This is a genomic window from Pseudomonas sp. CFII68, assembly GCF_000416195.1.
In the GTDB taxonomy this organism is placed as follows: Bacteria; Pseudomonadota; Gammaproteobacteria; order Pseudomonadales; family Pseudomonadaceae; genus Aquipseudomonas; species Aquipseudomonas kilonensis.
This window is the reverse complement of record NZ_ATLN01000102.1, coordinates 17227-39886: the sequence shown is the minus strand read 5'-3', so window position 1 is coordinate 39886 and position 22660 is coordinate 17227. Positions and strand designations below refer to the sequence as shown.

Here is a 22660-nt window from a genome sequence, read left to right as displayed (position 1 = left end):
GCTGACCTTCATGCCCGTGTTTGCGCCCAGGACTGTGGCGGGTTGGCACGAACGGGTCAGTCGGACAAGCCATCCTGGCTCGCTTCAAATAACGCCATGGCCTCGACATGTGCCGTTTGAGGAAACATATCGAGAATCCCGGCACGTTTTAACCGGTAGCCCTGCTTGATCAGTTCGACCGTATCCCTGGCCAAAGTTGCCGGGTTGCACGATACATAGACCAACCGCTTGGCACCCAGGGACGACAGCTTGCGCACCACCTCGAAAGCACCGTCACGGGGTGGGTCCAAGAGTACCGCAGAAAAGCCTTCGCCGATCCATTCGGCATCGGCCAGAGGCTGGGATAAATCAGCCTGAAAAAAGGCAGTGTTATTCAAATTGTTGCTGACGGCATTGGCCGCCGCACGGTCCACCATGGTTTGCACGCCTTCGACGGCCACTACCTGGCGCACGCTTTGGGCCAGCGGCAAGGCAAAATTGCCCAGCCCACAGAACAGATCCAGCACCCGTTCCTCAGGGCGCGGCGCCAGCCATTGCAAGGCTTGGGCGATCATCGCTTCATTGACCCCGGCGTTCACCTGGATGAAGTCCCCCGGCCGGTACGCCAGCTCAAGGTCCCAGGCATCCAGGCGAAACCCCAGGGCCTGCCCGGGCTCGACCGGTTGCGGTTCACCTTCACCGTGCAACCACAACTGGGCTTCATGGAAAACGCAGAAGTCCTTGAGGATCGTCAGGTCGGCCTTCGACAGCGGCGCCATGTGGCGCAGCAATACCGCGAGGGACGAACCGGCGAACAACTCCACATGCCCCAGCGCCTGGGGTTTGCTCAAGCGACGCAGCATCTCCGGCAGGCGGCTCATGATCGGCTGCAAGGGCTGTACCAGCACCGGGCAATCACCGATGGCAACGATGTCCTGGCTGCCGACGGCACGGAAACCGACTTCGAGTTTTTTCGCCTTCTGGTCCCAGCGCACCGCCACCCGGGCGCGACGCCGATAACCGAACTCCGGCCCGCTCAGGGGAGCGGCCCATTCCTCTGGCACCACCCCGGCCACCCGCGACAACTGCTCGGCGAGCATGCGCTGTTTCAGGGCGAGTTGTTCGTCATGGGGCAAATGTTGGACGCTGCAACCGCCGCAGCGACCGGCATGAACACACGGCGCCGCACGCCGCAGCTCACTGGGCAGGAACACCCGCTCGGTGCGCGCCTCGACCACTTTGCCATGGGCACCGAGCACCCGCGCCTCGACTTCTTCGCCGGCCAGGGCGCCGATGACAAACCAGGTGCGCCCCTCGACAAAGGCGATGCCGCGGCCATCGTTGGCCAGGCGCTCAATGGTCAAGCGCTGCTTTTTACCGGTGGGCACTTGCGGGGCCCGGCTTCCGCCGCTGGGCTGGAAGCGCAAGCCTCTTTCTTGTTTGGCCATCAGTTGGGCGCGTCGAAAATGCCGGTCGACAGGTAACGGTCGCCACGGTCGCAGATGATCGCGACGATCACCGCATTTTCAACTTCCTTGGACAGGCGCAGCATCCCCGCCACGGCACCGCCCGAAGACACGCCGCAGAAGATGCCTTCTTCGCGAGCCAGGCGACGGGTCACGTCCTCCGCTTCGCTCTGGGCCATATCAATGATGCGATCCACGCGCTCGGCCTGGTAGATCTTCGGCAGATACTCTTCGGGCCAGCGACGAATGCCGGGGATGGCCGAGCCTTCCATCGGTTGCAGGCCGATGATCTGCACGTTCGGGTTCTGTTCTTTGAGGTAGCGCGAGGTGCCCATGATGGTGCCCGTGGTGCCCATCGAGCTGACGAAATGGGTGATGGTGCCGTCGGTCTGGCGCCAGATCTCAGGGCCGGTGGTGGTGTAGTGAGCTTCTGGATTGTCGCCGTTGGCGAACTGATCCAGCACCTTGCCACGCCCTTCGGCCTGCATGCGCTCGGCCAGGTCCCGGGCGCCCTCCATGCCCTCCTCCTGAGTCACCAGGATCAACTCGGCACCGTAGGCCGTCATCGCCGCCTTGCGCTCGGCGCTGGAGTTGTCGGGCATGATCAGGATCATCTTGTAGCCCTTGATCGCCGCTGCCATCGCCAAGGCTATGCCGGTGTTGCCGGAGGTCGCCTCGATCAGCGTATCGCCGGGCTGGATCTGCCCGCGCAATTCGCCACGGGTGATCATCGACAGCGCCGGCCGGTCCTTGACCGAACCCGCCGGGTTATTCCCTTCGAGCTTGAGCAAAAGCGTATTGGTGGTCACGCCGGGCAAGCGTTGCAAACGGACCAGCGGAGTGTTGCCGACGCAATCGGCGATGGTTGGGTACTGCAGAGTCATGGCGTATTCGCAATCCGGACTGCGGGGGCGCCTATCATACCGGCAAACCTGGCGCGGCCATATCACGCAAAGTAAGGGGGTTATGGCTTATGGGAATAAGCGAGGCGTGTGCTGCGTTGCGGGGGAGCTTGTCTACTCGCCACCGGATCCTCGCGAGCGCCTGATACTCAGGCCCATGTAGTCGATTCGGTACTCCACAGAATGCTTTTCCTACAGATCTGAACGCTCAAATCGTGCATGCATATCTGTTGTAAGCACCGTCTGTAAGCACTCTTCCTGCCTGTTTGTGGGTTCGTTCCTTTTGTATTGGTAACCAAGCGGTCAAGGCTATCTGGCTTTACACCGTGTTCTTTACAGTCGCACCGCTAAATGTACGAGCAAGATGCAGAGCAATAACGATGGTCAACGCGAAACAAAAAGATCCACAGACCAGCGCCCGACAGGCCTGCGGGCAACGCTTGCGCAACCTATTGGAAGAGTACGACATCGCCCCGTCGGCTTTTGCCGAGGTACTACGTGTTAGCCCTCAATGCCTGACGAACTGGAGCGTGCGGGGTGTGCCTCGGTTGCGGATGGCGCAATTGGCGCGCTTGCTGAGTGTCAGTGAAGTTTGGCTGGCGATTGGGGAGGGAGAACGGACATGTGACCTCCATCGGGAGGTAGAGCAGGATCGAACGGGTTTCCAGGGTTGAGACTGGTGATGCACGGTGGACACGAATTTTACAAAGATCCCCCGCCCGCAAATCGCTACACTGCGCAGGTAATGCGTGCCGGATGCGCGCACCGCTCAATCAGACGCTGGATGCAGGAGACAAGTGTGCTCAAGAAACTGGGAATCAAAGGCCGCGTGCTGTTGCTGACCCTGTTGCCGACCAGCCTGATGGCGCTGGTCCTGGGCGGCTATTTCACCTGGATGCAGCAATCGGACCTGCACGCCCAGTTGCTGCAACGTGGCGAGATGATCGCCGAACAACTGGCCCCGCTGGTCGCCCCGGCCATGAGCCGCCAGGACACCGATCTGCTGGAGCGCATCGCCACCCAGTCCCTCGAACAGGCGGACGTGCGCGCCGTAACCTTCCTCGCCCCCGACCGCATACCGCTGGCCCACGCCGGCCCGACCATGCTCAACCGGGCGCCGGAGGGCAACAGCACGCAGCTACTGCAACGCACCGGCAACGACGCCACGCGCTACCTGCTGCCGGTATTCGGCAAGCACCGCAACCTGGCGGGCGAACTGATTCCCGAAGAAGCCGACCGCCTGTTGGGCTGGGTCGAGTTGGAGTTGTCCCACAGCGGCATGTTGCTGCGCGGCTATCGCAGCCTGTTCGCCAGCCTGCTGCTGATCGGCGCCGGCCTGTGCCTGACCGCGTTGCTGGCCCTGCGCATGGGCCGCACGATCAACCGTCCACTGAGCCAGATCAAGCAGGCCGTGGCGCAACTCAAGGACGGCCATCTGGAAACCCGCCTGCCGCCGCTGGGTAGCCAGGAGCTGGATGAACTGGCCTCGGGCATCAACCGCATGGCCAGTACCTTGCAGAACGCCCAGGAAGAATTGCAGCACAGCATCGACCAGGCCACCGAAGACGTGCGCCAGAACCTGGAAACCATCGAGATCCAGAACATCGAGCTGGACCTGGCCCGCAAGGAAGCCCTGGAAGCGAGCCGGATCAAATCCGAATTCCTGGCGAACATGAGCCATGAAATCCGCACGCCGCTCAACGGTATCCTCGGCTTTACCCACCTGTTGCAGAAAAGCGAACTGACCCCGCGCCAGCTCGACTACCTGGGCACCATCGAGAAATCCGCCGACAGCCTGCTGGGGATCATCAACGAGATCCTCGACTTTTCGAAGATCGAGGCCGGCAAGCTGGTGCTCGACAACATTCCGTTCAACCTGCGCGACCTGCTGCAGGACACCCTGACCATCCTCGCCCCCGCCGCCCACGCCAAGCAGCTGGAACTGGTGAGCCTGGTCTACCGGGACACGCCGTTGTCGCTGGTGGGCGATCCGCTGCGCCTCAAGCAGATCCTCACCAACCTGGTGAGCAACGCCATCAAGTTCACCCGCGAGGGCACCATCGTCGCCCGGGCCATGCTCGAAGACGAGCACGAAGACAGCGTGCAGTTGCGTATCAGCATCCAGGACACGGGTATCGGCCTGTCCAACCAGGATGTGCGAGCGCTGTTCCAGGCGTTCAGCCAGGCCGACAACTCGCTGTCGCGACAACCGGGTGGCACCGGGCTGGGCCTGGTGATTTCCAAGCGCCTGGTGGAACAGATGGGCGGGGAAATCGGCGTCGACAGCACACCGGGCGAAGGTTCGGAGTTCTGGATCAGCCTGCGCCTGCCCAAGACCCGTGACGATGCCGAAGACCTGCCAGGCCCGCCGCTGCTGGGCCGGCGCGTGGCGGTGCTGGAGAACCACGAACTGGCCCGCCAGGCGTTGCAGCACCAGCTCGAAGACTGCGGCCTGCAAGTGACGCCGTTCAACACCCTGGAAAGCCTGACCAACGGCATCACCGTCGCCCACCAGACCGATCAGGCCATCGACCTGGCCGTGCTGGGCATCACCAGCAACGACATGCCACCGGAGCGCCTCAACCAACACATCTGGGACCTTGAGCACCTGGGCTGCAAAGTGCTCGTGCTGTGCCCCACCACCGAACAGACCCTGTACCATCTCTCGGTGCCCAACCCTCACAGTCAGTTGCAGGCCAAACCCGCTTGCACCCGCAAGTTGCGCCGCTCGCTTTCCGACCTGGTCAACCCACGCCCGACCCGCAGCGAACCCCATGAACCGGTTTCCAGCCGCGCCCCGAAAGTGCTGTGCGTGGACGACAACCCGGCCAACCTGTTGCTGGTGCAGACCCTGCTCGAAGACATGGGCGCCAAGGTGCTGGCGGTGGAAAGCGGCTATGCGGCGGTCAAGGCCGTACAGAAGGAAACCTTCGACCTGGTCTTGATGGACGTGCAGATGCCCGGCATGGACGGTCGCCAGAGCACCGAGGCGATCCGCCAGTGGGAAAGCGAGCGGCACTGCACGCCGCTGCCGATCGTCGCCCTCACCGCCCACGCCATGGCCAACGAAAAGCGTGCCCTGCTGCAAAGTGGCATGGATGATTACCTGACCAAACCCATCAGCGAGCGGCAACTGGCCCAGGTGGTGCTCAAATGGACCGGCCTGGCCCTGCGCAACCAATCGCCGGAGCGCGGCGGCGACGCCCAGGGCAGCAGCGAACTGCTGGTGCTCGATCACGAAGAAGGCCTGCGCCTGGCCGCCGGCAAGGCCGACCTGGCGGCGGACATGCTGGCGATGCTGCTGGCGTCCCTGGAAGCCGACCGCGAAGCGATCCGCCAGGCCTGCGAGGCCAACGATCACAACGCGCTGATTGAACGCGTCCACCGCCTGCACGGCGCCACCCGCTACTGCGGCGTACCGCAATTGCGGGCGGCCTGCCAGCGCAGCGAAACCCTGCTCAAGCAACAGGATCCCAAGGCCGCCGCCGCCCTGGAAGAATTGGAGCGGGCCATCAACCGCCTGGCGAGCGAGGCGCGTATCAGCGCCTGATCCAGGGCAATACCCTTGGAACCGGAATCGCTGAAAATCCATGCTCCGACCCCGGACCGTAGGAGCTGCCGAGCGAAGCGAGGCTGCGATCTTTTGATCTTTCGCTTGCGACTCAATTGTCAGCGTAAAGATCGCAGCCTCGCTTCGCTCGACAGCTCCTACAGGCTAGTTTTTTCTGCCAGGAGGCCGCCATGCGCGTCATTTTTTTCAGTAGCCAGACCTACGACCGCGACAGTTTCACCCAGGCCCCGACGCCCGCGGGCCTTCAATTGCAATTCCAGCCCGCCCGCCTGAACCTCGACACCGTGGCCCTGGCCGAACGGCATGAAGTGGTGTGCGCCTTCATCAACGATGACCTCAGTGCCCCGGTGCTGGAGCGGCTGGCCGAAGGCGGCACACGGCTGATCGCCCTGCGTTCGGCCGGCTACAACCATGTCGACCTGCTCGCCGCCCAGCGCCTGGGCTTGAGCATCGTCCGGGTGCCGGCCTACTCGCCCCATGCCGTGGCCGAACATGCCGTGGCGTTGATCATGGCCCTCAATCGCTGCCTGCACCGCGCCTACAACCGCACCCGGGACGGCAATTTCAGCCTCCATGGGCTAACCGGATTCGACTTGGTGGGCAAGACCGTCGGAGTGATCGGCACCGGGCAGATCGGCGCTACCTTCGCGCGGATCATGGCCGGCTTCGGCTGCCAGTTGCTGGCCTACGACCCCTACCCCAACCCGCAGGTCGAAGCCTTGGGCACCCGCTACCTGCCCTTGGCCGATCTGCTCGCGCAAGCGCAGATCATCAGCCTGCATTGCCCGCTGAACGAACAGAGCCGGCATCTGATCAACGCTCAATCGCTTGCCGCGATGCAACGCGGCGCCATGCTGATCAACACCGGACGCGGCGGCCTGGTGGACACACCGGCCTTGATCGAGGCGCTGAAAAGCGGCCAGTTGGGCTACCTGGGACTGGATGTCTACGAGGAAGAGGCCCAGTTGTTTTTCAAGGACCGCTCCGACCTGCCCTTGCAGGATGACGTGCTGGCACGGCTGTTGACCTTTCCCAATGTGATTGTCACCGCCCACCAGGCGTTCCTGACCCATGAAGCGTTGGCAGCGATTGCCATGACCACCCTGGACAACATCGCCGCCTGGGCGGCCGGCACGCCGCAAAACCTGGTAGACAGCTGATCCTCCCAGTCCCCCCTGTGGGAGCGGGCTTGCTCGCGAAGGCGGTGTTTCAGTTAGCCTATGTGTTGCTGACACACCGCCTTCGCGAGCAAGCCCGCTCCCACATTAGGGATGGAGTTTCGTCGGCAAGATTCGTGGTTGACCATCCCAACCCATGCCCCGTGCTAGCATGTCGCGCCTATTTGGAGGACCCATGGCCGAACACGATTTCCGCTACACCCTGATGAACCCCCAGCACACCTTGACCGAAGTCCGCGCGCTGGCGCCGGGCCGCTACCAGGTCACCGGCAATGGCGGTTCGATCCAGGCCAATGATGTGTTGCTCGTCACGCTCAAGGGCAGCAAGGACTTGTCCATGCGCCTGACCGTGGACACCGTGCGGCACCTGCTCAAGCCCATGGGCCAATGGACCGCCATGGCCACCGGTCCGGTGTTCGGCGAACTGGCGATCCACACTTGGCAGGTCAACTGCGATAGCTGCGCCAAAGAATTGAGCTTCGAATTCGCCGTTGATGCCAAGCTCGGCGTCAAGGCCCAGAAACCGGCCGCCACCGCACGGATCGCCGAACTGGGCTGGACCACCGTGGGTGAAAAACACCTATGCCCGAAATGCCAGGAAGCCGCCTGATGAAACGTCTGGCCCTGTCCGCGTCGATCGGCATGAGCCTGATGGGGTGTGCCGCTGAACCTGTGCAGTTGCAACACAACCGCAGCTACATCCTGGAGTGGATCGGTGAACGACCATTGATGGACTACAGCCACCTGACCATCACCCTTGGGGATGACGGTCGTGCCTATGGCAACGGCGGCTGCAACCACTGGTTCGCGCCCTACACCCAGGAGGGCCACCGCTTGAGCTTCGGCAAGATCGGCAGCACGCGCAAACGCTGTGCCCCGGCGGTGATGGAGCAAGAAACGCGCTTCTTGCAGGCCCTGGAAAAGGTCGAACGCTGGGACATCTCGCCCATCGACCAAATGCGCTTCTGGCCGGCCCAGGGCAAGCCGCTGCGTTGGTGGTTGGAAGAGGGCTGAGCACCGGCCCCACTTGATCGTTCCCATGCTCCGCGTGGGAACGCCTCTGGGGACGCTCCGCGTTCCGCTTTTGGGACGCAGAGCGTCCCGGGCTGCATTCCCACGCAGAGCGTGGGAACGATCATCACTTGAGCGCCTGCAACGCCTCAAGCTTGGCCATCACCCCCGCCGCCGTCTGCTCCCCCAGCAACTGCTCGCGCACCTTGCCCTGGTTATCGATGATGTACGTCACCGGTAGCCCTTCGCTGCGAGGCAGGTCGAAGATCTCGGCCGGATCCCGGGCCAGCACCGTGAAGCGAATCCCCATCTTGTCGCTGGCACTCTTGAGTTCTTCGCCCTGTACCTGGTCGAAGTTGACCCCGAACACACCGATGTTGCGCCCCTTGAGCTGTTCGGCCAAGGCATTGAATTCCGGGATTTCGGTACGGCACGGCGCACACCATTCGGCCCAGTAGTTGAGCACCACCCATTGTTTGTCCAACCGCTGCGAGGCAATGGCCTGGCCGTTCTGGTCCACGCCGTAGTCGTTCCCACAACCGGCGAGCAACAAAATGCCGATGAATGTCAGTGCCGCCGTCAATCGCCTTGCCATGTGCCAATCCTTGTCTGAATGTGAACGCTGCTGCGACCCGTCGCCTCTCTCAGGTGCTAGGGGCTTCGCGGCACAGTAGAATAGCCGCCACCTTACGCAAGATGCGACCCACTCATGACCGATCTGACGCTTTATCACAACCCGCGCTGCTCGAAATCCCGCGGTGCGCTGGAACTGTTGGAGGCCCGTGGCCTGACGCCCACCGTGGTCCGCTACCTGGAAACCCCACTCGACGCCGCGCACCTGGAACGCCTGCTGGGCAAGCTCGGCATCACCGCCCGGCAGTTGCTGCGCACCGGCGAAGACGAATACAAAGACTTGAACCTGGCCGACGAAAGCCTCAGCCAGGCCCAGTTGATCGCCGCCATCGCCGCCCACCCGAAGCTCATGGAACGGCCGATTCTGGAAGCCGGGGAAAAGGCCATGATCGGCCGTCCGCCGGAGAAAATCCTGGAGATCCTGCCGTGACCACGCCGTACATCCTGGTGTTGTATTACAGCCGCAGCGGCTCCACCAACGAAATGGCCCGGCAGATCGCCCGTGGTGTCGAGCAGGCCGGGCTGGAAGCCAGGTTGCGTACGGTCCCGGCGATTTCTGCCGAGTGCGAAGCGGTTTCCCCGGACATCCCGGAGCAAGGCCCACTCTACGCCAGCCTCGATGACCTGAAGAACTGCGCTGGCCTGGCCTTGGGCAGCCCGACCCGGTTCGGCAACATGGCCGCGCCGCTCAAGTACTTTCTCGACGGCACCAGCAACCTGTGGCTGACCGGCGCGCTGGTGGGCAAACCGGCCGGGGTATTCACCTCCACCGCGAGCCTGCACGGCGGCCAGGAAACCACCCTGCTGTCGATGATGCTGCCGCTGCTGCACCACGGCATGCTGATCACCGGCCTGCCCTACAGTGAATCGGCCTTGATCGACACCCAGGGCGGCGGTACGCCCTACGGCCCGAGCCATCACGCCGGGGCCGACGGCAAAAGCGGCTTGAACGAACATGAGGTCGCCCTGTGCCGCGCCTTGGGTTTGCGCCTGGCGAAAACCGCCCTGTTGCTGGAGAACGGCCGTGGCTAAGAAGCCGAAGATCCTGCCTTCCATCCAATGGCTGGAACCGCGCGTACGCCTCGCCCGCGTCCTCAGCCTGCTGTGCTTTTTCGGCCTGGTGGGGTTGCTCAGCGCGTACTACCTGCTGATCGCCGATCTGCACGGCGCGCGCCCCTGGGTCATTCTGCTGATCGAACTTGTGCCGCTGCTGCTACTCGCCCCCGGCATGCTCACCGGCAGCGCCCGCGGACACTCGTGGATGTGCTTCGTGGTGAATTTGTATTTTATCAAGGGCGCGCTGGCGGCCTATGACCCGAACCGGCAACTGTTCGGCGTGCTGGAAATGGCGGCGAGCGTGGCCGTGTTCTGCTCGGCGTTGCTGTATGTGCGTTGGCGGTTTCAGTTGAATCGGCGGTTGGCGGGAGAAGGTGAACCCGCCGTTGCCTTATAGGCCGCTATCGCGAGCAAGCTCGCTCCCACAGGGGATTCGTGAACGCCACAAACCTCATGTGGGAGCGAGCCTGCTCGCGATGGGTGCAACTCGGTTTCAATGATTGACGGTGTAAGCCAGCATCATCGATATCTGGCTCATCGGCCGCCCCCCACTCTCTTCATGCCACTGGTTGAAGGCATTTTGCACCGTCGCCAGGTCCCGCAGGCTGGTGGGGACCTTGTCGATGATCTCCTGAGCATTGAGCGCGGCCACGACGTCATAGCTGGGCACGAAGGTGTCCTTGCCCATCATCCGCAAAAAGCGCGGCGCCGAGAGGCCGCCCAGTTGATGGCCGTGCTTTTTCAGGTAGGTCCACAGGCCGACGATGTCAGTCACCGGCCAGTCGGCAACCAGCGCGCCGAAGCTGCCCTTTTCATGGGCCACGTCCAATATCAGCTGCGCGTTGCGCGGCACGCTCTTGAGCTTGCCCAGGTGGCGGATGATCCGCGCGTCCTGCATCAACCGCTCCAGGTGCTCGGCGCTCATCAGCACGACTTTCTCCGGATCGAACTTGAAGAACACCTCTTCAAAGGCCGGCCACTTGGCGTCCACCAGGCTGTGCTTGAGCCCGGCGCGGAACACCCGCAGCGCCATGGTCGAGAGGTAACGGTCGTCGCCGATCTTGCGCAGTTGCGCCGCAGTCTTGGGCACCGGCAGGTGGGCTTCCAGCTCAGCCGCCGAACCGAAGCGGTTCAGACAGTACTCGTGCAGCCACTTGTAATCGCGCATGCCCTCTCCTGGGGGTTAAAAATGAAAACGGCGCTTGAAAGCGCCGTAATAACTATCGGTAGAGTCAGAGGTTCACCACATTGACGAACCGCGGCGTGGCGTTTTCGTCGATGCGCAGGTTGGTGAAGTCGAACAGGTTGCGGTCCGCCAGTTGCGACGGAATGACGTTCTGCAAGCCGCGGAAAATGCTCTCGGTACGACCCGGGGTCTTGCGTTCCCATTCCTGGAGCATCTCCTTGACCACCTGGCGTTGCAGGTTTTCCTGGGAGCCGCACAGGTTGCAGGGGATGATCGGGAACTGCTTGAAATCCGAATAGGCCTGGATGTCTTTCTCGTTGCAATAGGCCAGCGGGCGGATCACCACGTTGCGCCCGTCATCGGCGCGCAGCTTGGGCGGCATGGCCTTGAGCGAGCCGTTGTAGAACATGTTCAGGAAGAAGGTCTCGACGATATCGTCGCGGTGGTGCCCCAGGGCCATCTTGGTTGCGCCGATCTCATCGGCGAAGGTGTAGAGCGTTCCGCGCCGCAGGCGTGAGCACAGCGAACAGGTGGTCTTGCCTTCGGGGATCAGTTCCTTGACCACCGAATAGGTGTCTTTCTCGACGATGTGATATTCCACGCCGAGCGACTCAAGGTAGGCCGGCAGCACATGCTCGGGGAACCCGGGCTGCTTCTGGTCCATGTTCACCGCGACGATGTCGAACTTGATCGGCGCAACTTTCTGCAGATGCATCAGCACATCGAGCAAGGTGTAGCTGTCCTTGCCGCCGGACAGGCAGACCATGACCTTGTCGCCGTCCTCGATCATGTTGAAATCGGCGACCGCCTCACCGGCCAGGCGGCGCAGGCGCTTTTGCAGTTTGTTCTGGTTGACCGTAAGAGTGCCCATGACGCGAAATCCGTGAGGTGTGACGAAAGGCCGGCATTTTACGCAAAAACCGGCTTTCGGCGAAGAGTTGATGCACCACTGTTGTGGTCAGGGTTTGTGGGAGCAAAGCTTGCTCGCGAAACAGACGCCTCGGTTTCTGAAAGACCGCATCGCTTCCATCGCGGGCAAGCCTTGCTCCCACAATCGCCTCGCTACAAGGTGAATTTCTTTGCCAAGGGTTGTGTACAGACCCATCGGCGATTAGCACCACGGCCGACAGCGCGATTTGCTCTAAGCCCCCCATCCCCCTCGGGGTGACTCCTTTCTATACTGCGACATAAGGTCGCACACACTTACAGACCTTCACTTACCCGGCCATTTGGCCCGTAGGCGCTCCGTTGGGGGGCGATGGCAATAACAAAGGAGTGACTGACTATGATCCATCATGTCGTGGGGCTCTTTACCCACCCTGATCAAGAATGGAAAGAAATCCGTGGCGATCAGGAGGAAAGCATCAGCCACATGTACCTCACCCACACGCTGATCCTGGCGGCTATTCCCGCGGTATCGGCATTCATCGGCACCACGCAGGTGGGATGGGTCATCGGCAATCGTCCGCCGGTCATGCTCACCCAGGAAAGTGCGCTGTGGATGACCGTCATGTCGTACCTGGCCATGTTGGGCGGGGTGGCAGTGATGGGCGCCTTCATCCACTGGATGGCCCGTACCTACGACGCCAATCCGAGCCTGGCCCGCTGCGTCGCATTCGCCACCTACACCGCGACACCTTTGTTCATCGGCGGCCTGGCGGCGCTCTACCCGCACATGTGGCTGGGAATGATCGTCGGCACGGCGGCGATCTGCTACACGGTCTACCTGCTGTATGTGGGCCTGCCGACGTTCATGAACATTCCCCAGGACGAAGGTTTTCTGTTTTCCAGTTCGGTACTCGCCGTCGGCCTCGTGGTGCTGGTGGCCATCATGGCGTTCACGGTCATCGTCTGGGGGCTGGGCGTCGGCCCGGTCTATACCAGTTGAAGGATTGAAACCGTCCCGATAGTCCCCTCCAATAAAAAAGCAGGATCTGCCGACACAGGCCGCCGCAAGGCGGCCTTCCTGTGTTTGAGCCGCGCGAAACGACCACTGAGCGCCTGGACGATTCGCAACGGCCGACGCTTGCGGCATACTCGGGCTTCTGGAGACCCGTAAAGCATGCTCGAGCAACTCAATACCCGCGTCGAAGAGTGTTACCAACAAGCCGAATCCTTTTTCAAACGTCCTTTCAAACGCCCGGTGGTCAGCTTCAAATTGCGTGGCCAGAAGGCCGGTGTTGCGCACCTGCATGAAAACCTGCTGCGCTTCAATCCACAGTTGTACCGGGAAAACGCCGAAGACTTCCTCAAGCAGACCGTCGCCCATGAAGTCGCGCACCTGATCGCCCATCAACTGTTTGGCGAACGCATCCAGCCCCATGGCGAAGAATGGCAACTGATCATGCGCGGGGTCTACGAACTGCCGCCCAACCGCTGCCACACCTACGAAATCAAACGCCGCAGCGTGACCCGCTACATCTACAAATGCCCCTGCGACGGCAGCGACTTCCCGTTCTCGGCCCAGCGCCACAGCCTGGTGCGCCAGGGGCGGCGGTATTTGTGCCGGAGCTGCCGCAATACCTTGGTGTTCAGTGGGGAGACCCGGGTGGAATAGCAGGCTTTTGTGGTGGCTGGGCTGGCCCCTTCGCGAGCAAGCCCGCTCCCACACTGGATCTTCGGTGTTAACAAATCCCTGTGGGAGCGGGCTTGCTCGCGAAGAGGCCCCAAAGGGCACTACAAAATCACCTTGGCATCCCGCAATTGAGCGATCCGCTGCGCACTAAACCCCAACGCCCCCAACACCTGATCCGTATGCGCCCCCACCCCCGCGCCAATATGCCGTGGCTCGGGCAACCCTTCGGAAAATCTCAACGGGCAAGCTATCTGCGCCTGGCTCGAACCATCGCCCCGGGGCACCTGTGTCACCAGCTCTCGAGCCTGCAACTGCGGATGCCGCAAAGCCTCCTCCAGGCTCAGCACCGGCTCGACGCACGCATCGATCCCGGCAAACACCCTGCACAGCTCGTCAAAGTCATGTTTCTCGAACTCGGCCTGCAGTGCCTGCTTAAGAGCGTGTTGTTGTTCAGGCTTGGGGGACAACCCCTGGGCCGCCAGCTCCGGACGCCCCAAGGCCCCGCACAACGCCTGCATGAACACCGGTTCCAGGCTGCCCACCGACATCCAGCGACCATCGCGGGTGCGGTAATAGTCATAGAAGCTGCCGCCGTTGAGCATCTGCTTTTCCCAACCCGGCTCGACACCGCAGGCCAGGTAACCGGCACCGGCCATGGCGTTGAGGCTGAACACACAGTCAGTCATGCTCACGTCCAGGTGCTGACCCTGCCCGGTTTGCTGACGGGCGATGACCGCCGCCAACAGCCCGATCACGCCGTGCAACGAACCACCGGCGATGTCCGCCGCCTGGATCCCCAGCGGCAACGGACCGCTGTCGGCACGGCCGGTGTGGCTGGCCAGCCCCGCCAGGGCCAGGTAATTGATGTCGTGACCGGCGCGGTCCTTGTAGGGCCCGGTCTGGCCGTAGCCGGTGATCGACACATAGATCAGCCGCGGATTGATCGCCTTCAAGGCCTCGTACCCCAGGCCCAGCCGCTCCATCACACCGGGGCGGAACTGTTCCAACAGGATGTCGTGGTCCGCCAGCAGCTGCGTGACCACCGCCAACGCTTCCGGCTGCTTGAGGTCCAGGGCCAGGCTGCGTTTGTTGCGGTTGAGGTAGGCGTGGCTGGCCGATACCCCCTGGTCATGGGGCGGCAGTACCCGCAGCAGGTCCTGGCGGGTCGGCGACTCGATGCGCAACACCTCGGCCCCCATGTCCGCCAGCAACAGCGAGGCGAACGGGCCGGGCAGCAGGGTCGAGAAGTCCAGAACCTTGAGCGATGCCAGTGGGCCTTGCATGAGCGATCTCCAAGAGGGTGATGGTTGAAGACTAGGCAGGGGTTGGTGATGGGGCAATTACCGCAGGTGTCACTTCGAATGACGATTGCGCTCAAGGCTGGCGCAGATCCTTTGTGGCGAGGCTGGGCTGTGGGAGCAAAGCTTGCTCGCGAAACAGGCGCCTCGACTTCTGAAAGACCGCATCGCCTGCATCGCGGGCAAGCCTTGCTCCCACAAAGTGTGGGATACATCCCCTCGCCACAAAAAGCATGTCCGTCTTGAAATTGAGTGCAAAAAAAACCCGCCGAAGCGGGTTTTTCATTACAGACTGAAGATTACTTCACAGCGCCTGGAGCAGAGGATTCAGCCGCTGCAATCTGCGCCGCCGCAATCTGCTCGTCATCTTCACGGACATCGGAGATACCACGACCACCGGAAGCCAGCTCGGTCTGCAACTGGTCTTCGTCCAGTTCCTTGACCCACTTGGCAACCACGATCGTGGCGACGGCGTTGCCCACCAGGTTGGTCAGGGCGCGGGCTTCGGACATGAAGCGGTCGATACCCAGGATCAGTGCCAGGCCGGCCACCGGCAAGGTGCCCACGGCCGACAGGGTGGCCGCCAGTACGATGAAACCACTACCGGTCACGCCAGCAGCACCTTTGGACGACAGCAGCAGCACCAGCAGCAGGGTGATCTGGTGAGTCAGGTCCATCGGGGTGTCGGTGGCCTGGGCGATGAACACCGCGGCCATGGTCAGGTAGATCGAAGTACCGTCGAGGTTGAACGAGTAGCCAGTCGGGATCACCAGGCCTACGACCGACTTCTTGGCACCCAGGCGTTCCATCTTGATCAGCATGCGAGGCAGGGCCGATTCCGACGAGGAAGTACCCAGCACGATCAGCAGTTCTTCACGGATGTAGCGGATCAGCTTGACGACGCTGAAGCCGTGGGCACGGCAGATGGCGCCCAGGACCACCAGCACGAACACCACGCAGGTGATGTAGAAGCAGATCATCAACTGGCCCAACTGCACCAGCGAACCGACACCGTAGGCGCCGATGGTGAAGGCCATGGCACCGAACGCACCGATAGGCGCCAGTTTCATGATCATGTTGATGATGATGAACATGACGTGGGCGAAGCGATCGATGAAGTCCAGTACCGGCTTGCCGTAGGCGCCCAGGCGATGCAAGGCGAAACCGAAGAGCACCGAGAACATCAGCACCTGCAGGATGTCGCCGTTGGCGAACGCACCGACAATGGTGTTCGGGATCACGTTGAGGACGAAGGCGATGATGCTCTGGTCTTTACCGGCATTGATGAAACCGGCGATCTTGCTGGTGTCCAGGGTTGCCACGTCGATGTGCATGCCGACGCCCGGCTGCACGACGTTGACCACGACCAGGCCGATCAGCAGGGCGATGGTGGAAACGATTTCAAAGTACAGCAGCGCGTAGCCGCCAGTCTTGCCGACCGACTTCATGTTCTGCATGCCGCCGATGCCGCTGACGACGGTACAGAAGATGATGGGGGCGATGACCATTTTGATCAGTTTGATGAACCCGTCGCCGAATGGCTTGAGGGCAACACCGGTCTGCGGGTAGAAGTGGCCGAGCAAAATACCGATGGCAATGGCTACGATCACCTGGAAATACAGGGATTTGTACAGTGGCTGACGAGTCGTCATGGCAAACCTTCCTCAAGAGTCCCGTTTGACGACATCCACCTGTCGTCCACGGCACCTCAATTGCGAACCCTCCTGCACTGGAGGGATTTGTTTTTTGTCGGCTGCACGCGGCAGACCTGTGTGCTGTATCGCAAGGCTCGTGCCATTTTTCAGAAAAACCCTACAAGCACTGTTGCAGAAGGGTCCTGGAATTATTCACGGGTTAAACACCGACGTGGAATATGGCGGATTTCCGCCCACGGGGCGTTTATCACTCCGGGATTTGGCGGATATCCGCCTTGTCGGGCTGCAGTGCCCTGCTACCATCGCCCGCTAAACGGACGGACTCCAGCCATGCGTCAACGCACGATCGCCAGCCACTTCGCCCGCGCAGCCCTGGGCGGCGCGCGTCGGCAAGGCTTCGACTATTTTCCTCTGCTGCAACAGTTGGGCATCAGCCCTGAGCTGTTGGATGAGCCACGCGCGCGGATTGCGCCCGAGCAGTTCGCCCGCCTGTTGCAGGCGCTGTGGCTGGCATTGGGGGACGAATACCTGGGATTCGGCAGGGCGGCGAGTAAACCCGGGACGTTTGCCATGATGTGTCACGCGTTGATCCACTGTCGGACCCTGGGCAAGGCCCTTCAACGCGGCTTGCTGTTCTACAGTTTGTTCGCCGACGCCCCGCGCCTGACCCTGGAAGCCGAAGGCGAGCGAGTGCGCCTGGTGCTGGACGATTCGACGCTGCGGGACCCGGACCACTTCCTGACTGAAAGCCTGCTGGTGGTCTGGCATCGCCTCGCCAGTTGGCTGATCGGCCAGCGTATCGGCCTCGAACAGGCGACCTTCGGCTACGCCAAACCCGCCCACGGTGCCGAATACGACCTACTGTTTCCCTGTCCGCTGATGTTCGAAGCGCGCAGCAGCAGCCTGTTGTTCCACAGCCGCTACCTGGACATGCCGCTGCTGCAGGATGAACGCACCCTCAAGCATTTCCTCGAACGCTCCCCCGCCGACCTGCTGTCGCGCCCGGACGATGGCCACAGCCTGAGCAGCCAACTGCGCCGCTTGCTCAGCCGCGACACCGCGCGCTGGCCCGACCTGGACACCGTCGCCGACCATTTGCACATCAGCCCACAGACCTTGCGCCGGCACTTGCGGGAGGAAGGCACCAGCTTCCAGGAACTCAAGGATCAGCTGCGGCGGGATATCGCCATCTACCACTTGGGGCGTGCGGACTTGTCGTTGCAGCAGATTGCCGAGCAGTTGGGGTTCTCAGAGCCGTCGGCGTTTCATCGGGCGTTCAAGAAGTGGACGGGGCTGACGCCGGGGGCTTACAGGGAGTTGGAGAGCTGAGTGGTGACATCCAACTTCTGAGGTGTGCTATCCCTGTGGCGAGGGGATTTATCCCCGCTGGGCTACGCAGTAGCCCCAAAGGGGTGGAGGTGGTGTGTCAGACAGGATGCAGGGGGCCGCTTCGCGGCCCAGCGGGGATAAATCCCCTCGCCACAAAGGCCCGCAAACACATACCGAAAAATATTCCAGTCAAACCACCGGAAAATGAATCCGGAACGCCGCCCCGCCCAACTCTGAGTCCCCCAGGGTCAACTTGGCGCCGTAGCTATCGATGATGTCTTTCACCACCGCCAGGCCGATGCCCTGCCCCGGATGCTGGCGATCCAGTCGCTCGCCCCGCTGGAGAATCCGCGCACGTTGATCCGGTGGCACGCCCGGCCCGTCGTCCTCGACACTCAACTCCGTGCCGCCGAGGGTCTGGTGCACACTGATGCGCAACTCGCCCAGGCACAACCGATAGGCGTTCTCCAGCAGGTTGCCGAGCATCTCCAGCAAGGCACCCTGTTCGATCGGCACCTGGCAGTGCTCCGGCAAATCGAAACTGACATTGACCCGTTTGTCGCGATAGACCTTGTCCAAGGTGTCGCACAGGCTTTGCAGCACCGGGCGCAAGGGCACCTGATGGCGTACCAGCCCGCTTTTGCGCAGACTGGCGCGCTGCAACTGGTAACCGATCTGCTGGCTCATGCGCTCGATCTGGGATTGCAGCACCCAGGCCTGTCCACGGTCCTCGGGGCGCCGGGCCATGTCCTCGCTGACGCCCTGCAACACCGCCAGCGGGGTCTTCAAGCTGTGGGCCAGGTCATCGAGGGAGTCGCGATAACGGCTGCGCTGCTCGCGCTCGCTGTACAGCAAACGGTTGAGGGAACCGGTCAGGCGCAGCAGTTCCCGGGGATGCTCGGTGCTCAGGCTTTCCCGGGCGCCACTTTCGATTTCGTCGAGCTCCTGGCTCAGGCGCCGCAGCGCCCGAAGCCCCCAGGTCAGGCCGATCCACAACAGCGCCAGCAACACCAAAAGGGCCGCGCCAAAGCCCAGGTAGAGATTGTCCCGCAGCCCCTGCAGGGTCACTTCGTAGTCGCGCACCGGTTGCAGGGTGACGATGCTGAACGCCGCGCTCTGACCGCCGAGCAACTTGATCTCGACGTCATAGACAAAAAACTCCTGGCCGTCGTTTTCGCGAATGCGCGCGAACTGGTTGCCCTGGCCGTCATAGCGCGGCGTGTAGTTGATGTTTTCTTCCTGGGTGGCCTTCGACCGCCAGACCAATCGCCCCTCGCGATCATAGATGTAGCCCAGCAGGCGGGCATCGGCGAGGTTGAAACGCTCATCGGGCAATTGCGCCGGCATCTTCAAGCGGTTGTTTTCCACTCGGGCGGCGGAAATCAGCGTGGTCACGTCCGAAGCCAGGCGTTGCTCGATGGATTCCTGCAACGCCAGGCTGAACGCGCCTTGCATGGCCGGCAACAAGGCCAGCATGAACAGCACCGCCAGGGTCATGGCAGCCAGCATCAGCCGCAGGCGAAGCGAACGAATCACTGGCAGCGCTCGTTGAACAGGTAGCCCAGGCCACGCACGGTGTCGATGGGTTTGAAGCCGGCCGGGGCTTCCAGCTTACGGCGCAGGCGCCCGACCAGCACTTCGATGACATTGGGATCACGCTCGTCGTCATCGGGGTAAAGCTGCTCCATCAAGCGGTCCTTGGCCACCACTTGCTGGTGATGGCGCATGAGGTATTCGAGGATGCGGTATTCGTAGGCGGTCAACGCCAGCGGTTCCTCATCGAGGGACGCCTGCTTGCGATTGAGGTCGAGCAGCAACGGGCCGGCGACGATGGTCGACTGGGTAAAGCCGCTGGAACGACGCAACAAGGCGTTCAACCGGGCCTCCAGCTCTTCGAACTGGAACGGCTTGACCACGTAGTCATCGGCACCGGCGGCCAAACCTTCGACCTTGTCCTGCCAGTTGCCGCGGGCGGTGAGGATCAGGATCGGAAACGTCTTGTCCTGTGAGCGCAGCCGGCGGATCAGTTCCAGCCCGCTGATGCCCGGCAGGCCCAGGTCGATCACCGCCAGGTCATGGTTGAATTCCCGGACCTGGTACAAGGCCTCTTCGGCATTGGCCACGGCCTGCACCACATGGCCGCTGTCGGTGAGACGGGTTTGCAGGTGGTGACGCAACAGCGCTTCGTCTTCGACGACCAGTAATTTCATGGAGCCTCTCCCCAGGCAAATCAAACAATCCAGTGCCGCGCACCTCAACGAAAGGCGCCGGATCGTCTTCGACCGATCCGGCTGGATACGCTCACCATCGACCGTTTAGAACGTGTAGTTGGCGGACAGGTAAGTCTGGGCGCTGCTGGTCAGGTCCAGCGAGCCGACCTTGTCGCCACCGTGCGGGCTCATCTCGGTGCTGGCGTTGCTGCGCAGGTAACGGTAACCCAGTTCAACCGAGGTGTTTTGCGAAATTTGTTGCAGCACACCCCCTTGCAAGCCCACGGCGTAGCCGATGTCGCTGTCGCGGCTGAAGCCAGGAGAATCCTGGGTCAGCTTGGTCAGGCCCGCCGTACCGCCACCGAACAGTTTGGTGCTGCTGGTGACCGGATAGAACACATCGTAGCTGCCCAGCAGGTTTTCCTGGCGCAGCTTGATGCCGTTGTGGCTGCCCGAAACATTGTCGTAGGTGGCGTAGTAGCGGCCCTGGTCGTTTTGCTTGCCCAGTCGCAGGCCATACGTGGTGTCCTTGCCGATGATGCCGTCGGCGTTCGGGTGGTTCAGGGCGCTGTCCAAGGCGTCGGATTTCTTCACCTTGTCGCTGGTCTGGCCGAGGGTCAGGCTGGCGAAATTGTCATCGGCGTGGGCCATGGCGCTGGCGCCCAGCACGGTGAAAGCCAACAGCAGTTTTTTCATAGCAGTCATGGTCAAGCTCCTTTGCAGCGTGGATGTTTTGTGAAGTCGTGGTCACCTTAACCAGCGGTCCCTGAACACCCCTTGAACGTTCTCTGAACCTGCGCTGAATGAATCGGCTAATCTGTGCGGACCACTTTTATAAGGAGATCCGTCATGCGCAGGCTGCTTGCTGTTGTACTTCTGGCCATGAGCGGCGTGAGCCACGCCGCCATCCAGACCCAGGAACTCCCCTACACCAGTGCCGACGGCACCCAACTGATCGGCTATTACGCGTATGACGACGCCGTCAAAGGCCCGCGCCCAGGCGTGGTGGTGGTGCATGAATGGTGGGGGCTGAACGACTACGCCAAGCGCCGTGCCCGTGACCTCGCCGGCCTGGGCTATAGCGCCCTGGCCATCGACATGTACGGCGACGGCAAGAACACCGAACACCCCAAGGACGCCATGGCCTTCATGCAGGCGGCGCTCAAGGACGGCAAGGCGGCCAGTGCCCGCTTCCAGGCCGGTCTCGACCTGCTGAAGAAACAGCCTCAGACCGATCCGGACAAACTCGCTGCCATCGGCTACTGCTTCGGCGGCAAGGTGGTGCTCGATGCGGCGCGCCAGGGTGTGCCGCTGGCCGGCGTGGTGAGTTTCCACGGTGCGCTGGTGACCAACACCCCGGCCACGCCAGGCAGCGTCAAGGCCAAGGTGCTGGTCGAGCATGGCTCCCTGGACAGCATGGTCACCCAGGACAACGTCACCGCGTTCAAGAGCGAGATGGACAAGGCCGGCGCCGACTATAAATTCGTCAGCCTCGAAGGTGCCAAGCACGGCTTCAGCAACCCCGAGGCCGACCGCTTGAGCCACGGCGAACATGGCGGGCCGGACATTGGCTACAACAAGGAAGCCGATGAAAAGTCGTGGGCGGATATGCAGAAGTTCTTCAAGAAAATCTTCTGATACATCCCCCTTGTGGCGAGGGAATTGTGGGAGCAAAGCTTGCTCGCGACCCAGGCGACTCGATTTCTGGAGGACCACATCGCCTTCGTCGCGGGCAAGCCTTGCTCCCACAGCAAGCTCCCTCGCCACAAAAGCCGGCTTCTGCTCCCTACACACGCCCCCCACTACCCAGCCTCAGGCCAACCCGGCAAAATGCCCGGCATGAACACACTCCCTACCCTGCCCGCCTGCTGCTCGCCTTTGGATGAACATTGGCTCTTGCCCGATGCCCTGCCCGATACGGTGCTGCTGAGCACCCGCTTCGACCCGTTGTTGCTGGTGAACGCCGACTTCTCAAGCAGTGCCATCGAGCCCCCGGCGAGCATCCAGCGCTCGGTCGCCAAGCGCCAGGCAGAATTCCTGGCCGGGCGGATCTGCGCCCGGGCGGCCTTGCAGCGGCTCGACGGCCAGGCCTGCGTGCCGGCCATCGGCGAAGACCGCGCCCCGGTGTGGCCGGCGCATGTCAGCGGTTCGATCACCCACAGCACCGGTCGGGCAGCGGCCATCGTCGCGAAAAAAGATCACTGGCAAGGGCTGGGCATGGACGTGGAAAACCTGCTCGACCCCGAGCGCGCCGAGCGCCTGGCCGGTGAAATCCTCACCTCGCCAGAGTTGCAGCGCATGACCCGTCTCACGCACGATGACCGGGCCTTGCTGGTGACCCTGACCTTTTCCGTGAAGGAAAGCCTGTTCAAGGCGCTGTATCCGATCGTCAGGCAGCGCTTTTATTTCGAGCATGCCGAGGTGCTGGACTGGACACTCGATGGACAGGTGCGCCTGCGTTTGCTGACGGACCTGTCGGCCGAGTGGTGCCATGGCAGTGAACTGCAGGCGCAGTTTGGGGTGAAGGATGGGCAGCTATTGAGCCTGGTGGGGATCAAGGCCTGAGAGCTGTGCTGCTTTTCAGGGCCTCATCGCGGGCAAGCCTTGCTCC

At 62.2% G+C, this 22660-nt stretch carries 22 protein-coding genes; 12 read left to right on the top strand and 10 right to left on the bottom strand.

What is annotated here, in order from left to right; all coding sequences use genetic code 11:
* Window positions 1-56: 56 nt before the first annotated feature.
* Together rlmD and cysM are read right to left on the bottom strand one after the other, a co-directional pair.
* The gene (gene rlmD, locus CFII68_RS08620; RefSeq protein ID WP_018610340.1) at window positions 57-1427 is read right to left on the bottom strand and encodes a 23S rRNA (uracil(1939)-C(5))-methyltransferase RlmD; all 1371 of its coding nucleotides are present in this window, start codon (window positions 1425-1427) and stop codon (window positions 57-59) included.
* Window positions 1427-2329 (bottom strand): cysteine synthase CysM, encoded by a 903-nt coding sequence (gene cysM / locus CFII68_RS08625; RefSeq protein WP_003204682.1) that lies wholly within the window; start codon window positions 2327-2329, stop codon window positions 1427-1429. Before cysM ends, rlmD begins: the two co-directional genes overlap by 1 nt.
* Before the next feature lie 817 nt (window positions 2330-3146).
* Between cysM and CFII68_RS08635 the strand changes: the two genes are divergently transcribed.
* The 4 genes from CFII68_RS08635 to CFII68_RS08650 all read left to right on the top strand — a co-directional run bounded on the left by CFII68_RS08635 (window position 3147) and on the right by CFII68_RS08650 (window position 8110).
* Entirely contained in the window at window positions 3147-5897 is a 2751-nt protein-coding gene (locus tag CFII68_RS08635; RefSeq protein ID WP_018610335.1) for a response regulator, read from the top strand.
* A gap of 191 nt (window positions 5898-6088) precedes the next feature.
* Window positions 6089-7078, top strand: coding sequence for a 2-hydroxyacid dehydrogenase (locus CFII68_RS08640; protein ID WP_018610334.1), 990 nt, complete (start codon window positions 6089-6091; stop codon window positions 7076-7078).
* A gap of 193 nt (window positions 7079-7271) precedes the next feature.
* The gene (locus tag CFII68_RS08645; RefSeq protein WP_018610332.1) at window positions 7272-7706 is read left to right on the top strand and encodes a hypothetical protein; all 435 of its coding nucleotides are present in this window, start codon (window positions 7272-7274) and stop codon (window positions 7704-7706) included.
* On the top strand, window positions 7706-8110 hold the full coding sequence (locus CFII68_RS08650; protein WP_018610330.1) for an META domain-containing protein: 405 nt from the start codon (window positions 7706-7708) through the stop codon (window positions 8108-8110). Before CFII68_RS08645 ends, CFII68_RS08650 begins: the two co-directional genes overlap by 1 nt.
* Before the next feature lie 124 nt (window positions 8111-8234).
* Here the strand turns inward: CFII68_RS08650 and CFII68_RS08655 are convergent, their stop codons facing one another.
* Window positions 8235-8702, bottom strand: a complete 468-nt coding sequence (locus tag CFII68_RS08655) for a TlpA disulfide reductase family protein (RefSeq protein ID WP_018610328.1) — start codon at window positions 8700-8702, stop codon at window positions 8235-8237.
* Window positions 8703-8816: 114 nt separating this feature from the next.
* Between CFII68_RS08655 and arsC the strand changes: the two genes are divergently transcribed.
* From arsC to CFII68_RS08670, 3 genes are read left to right on the top strand one after another with little or no spacing between them, the layout of a single operon-like run.
* The gene (gene arsC / locus CFII68_RS08660) at window positions 8817-9170 is read left to right on the top strand and encodes an arsenate reductase (glutaredoxin) (protein ID WP_018610326.1); all 354 of its coding nucleotides are present in this window, start codon (window positions 8817-8819) and stop codon (window positions 9168-9170) included.
* Entirely contained in the window at window positions 9167-9772 is a 606-nt protein-coding gene (gene wrbA / locus CFII68_RS08665) for an NAD(P)H:quinone oxidoreductase (RefSeq protein WP_003204695.1), read from the top strand. The genes arsC and wrbA overlap by 4 nt, the downstream gene beginning before the upstream one ends.
* The gene (locus CFII68_RS08670) at window positions 9765-10193 is read left to right on the top strand and encodes a DUF2069 domain-containing protein (RefSeq protein ID WP_018610320.1); all 429 of its coding nucleotides are present in this window, start codon (window positions 9765-9767) and stop codon (window positions 10191-10193) included. The genes wrbA and CFII68_RS08670 overlap by 8 nt, the downstream gene beginning before the upstream one ends.
* Window positions 10194-10289: 96 nt before the next feature.
* Here the strand turns inward: CFII68_RS08670 and CFII68_RS08675 are convergent, their stop codons facing one another.
* Entirely contained in the window at window positions 10290-10964 is a 675-nt protein-coding gene (locus CFII68_RS08675) for a DNA-3-methyladenine glycosylase I (RefSeq protein ID WP_018610318.1), read from the bottom strand.
* A gap of 64 nt (window positions 10965-11028) precedes the next feature.
* Complete coding sequence (ttcA, locus tag CFII68_RS08680; protein ID WP_003178962.1) at window positions 11029-11853, bottom strand: tRNA 2-thiocytidine(32) synthetase TtcA; 825 nt, start codon at window positions 11851-11853, stop codon at window positions 11029-11031.
* Between the two features lie 414 nt (window positions 11854-12267).
* Here ttcA and CFII68_RS08685 point away from each other — a divergent pair, with 414 nt between their 5' ends.
* Together CFII68_RS08685 and CFII68_RS08690 are read left to right on the top strand one after the other, a co-directional pair.
* Window positions 12268-12870 (top strand): Yip1 family protein, encoded by a 603-nt coding sequence (locus CFII68_RS08685; protein WP_018610315.1) that lies wholly within the window; start codon window positions 12268-12270, stop codon window positions 12868-12870.
* 174 nt (window positions 12871-13044) lie between these two features.
* Entirely contained in the window at window positions 13045-13539 is a 495-nt protein-coding gene (locus CFII68_RS08690; RefSeq protein WP_003204703.1) for a SprT family zinc-dependent metalloprotease, read from the top strand.
* A 119-nt stretch (window positions 13540-13658) separates the two neighbouring features.
* Here the strand turns inward: CFII68_RS08690 and CFII68_RS08695 are convergent, their stop codons facing one another.
* A complete protein-coding gene (locus tag CFII68_RS08695) occupies window positions 13659-14840 on the bottom strand; it encodes a CaiB/BaiF CoA-transferase family protein (RefSeq protein ID WP_018610308.1) in 1182 nt (393 codons plus the stop codon).
* Window positions 14841-15154: 314 nt separating this feature from the next.
* Window positions 15155-16507, bottom strand: coding sequence for a dicarboxylate/amino acid:cation symporter (locus CFII68_RS08705; RefSeq protein ID WP_018610304.1), 1353 nt, complete (start codon window positions 16505-16507; stop codon window positions 15155-15157).
* 333 nt (window positions 16508-16840) lie between these two features.
* Here CFII68_RS08705 and CFII68_RS08710 point away from each other — a divergent pair, with 333 nt between their 5' ends.
* Entirely contained in the window at window positions 16841-17839 is a 999-nt protein-coding gene (locus tag CFII68_RS08710) for an AraC family transcriptional regulator (protein ID WP_018610302.1), read from the top strand.
* 189 nt (window positions 17840-18028) lie between these two features.
* On the opposite strand, the gene CFII68_RS08715 is transcribed toward CFII68_RS08710, so the two are convergent.
* The 3 genes from CFII68_RS08715 to CFII68_RS08725 form a co-directional block, all read right to left on the bottom strand.
* Window positions 18029-19375 carry an ATP-binding protein gene (locus CFII68_RS08715; protein WP_018610300.1) on the bottom strand — a complete coding sequence of 449 codons (1347 nt, stop codon included), beginning with the start codon at window positions 19373-19375 and terminating at the stop codon, window positions 18029-18031.
* The gene (locus CFII68_RS08720) at window positions 19372-20049 is read right to left on the bottom strand and encodes a response regulator (RefSeq protein ID WP_014339772.1); all 678 of its coding nucleotides are present in this window, start codon (window positions 20047-20049) and stop codon (window positions 19372-19374) included. Before CFII68_RS08720 ends, CFII68_RS08715 begins: the two co-directional genes overlap by 4 nt.
* A gap of 105 nt (window positions 20050-20154) precedes the next feature.
* Window positions 20155-20754 carry an outer membrane beta-barrel protein gene (locus CFII68_RS08725; protein WP_018610295.1) on the bottom strand — a complete coding sequence of 200 codons (600 nt, stop codon included), beginning with the start codon at window positions 20752-20754 and terminating at the stop codon, window positions 20155-20157.
* A gap of 144 nt (window positions 20755-20898) precedes the next feature.
* Here CFII68_RS08725 and CFII68_RS08730 point away from each other — a divergent pair, with 144 nt between their 5' ends.
* On the top strand, window positions 20899-21687 hold the full coding sequence (locus CFII68_RS08730; protein ID WP_018610293.1) for a dienelactone hydrolase family protein: 789 nt from the start codon (window positions 20899-20901) through the stop codon (window positions 21685-21687).
* Between the two features lie 201 nt (window positions 21688-21888).
* Entirely contained in the window at window positions 21889-22614 is a 726-nt protein-coding gene (locus CFII68_RS08735; protein WP_218187453.1) for a 4'-phosphopantetheinyl transferase, read from the top strand.
* Window positions 22615-22660 lie beyond the last annotated feature (46 nt).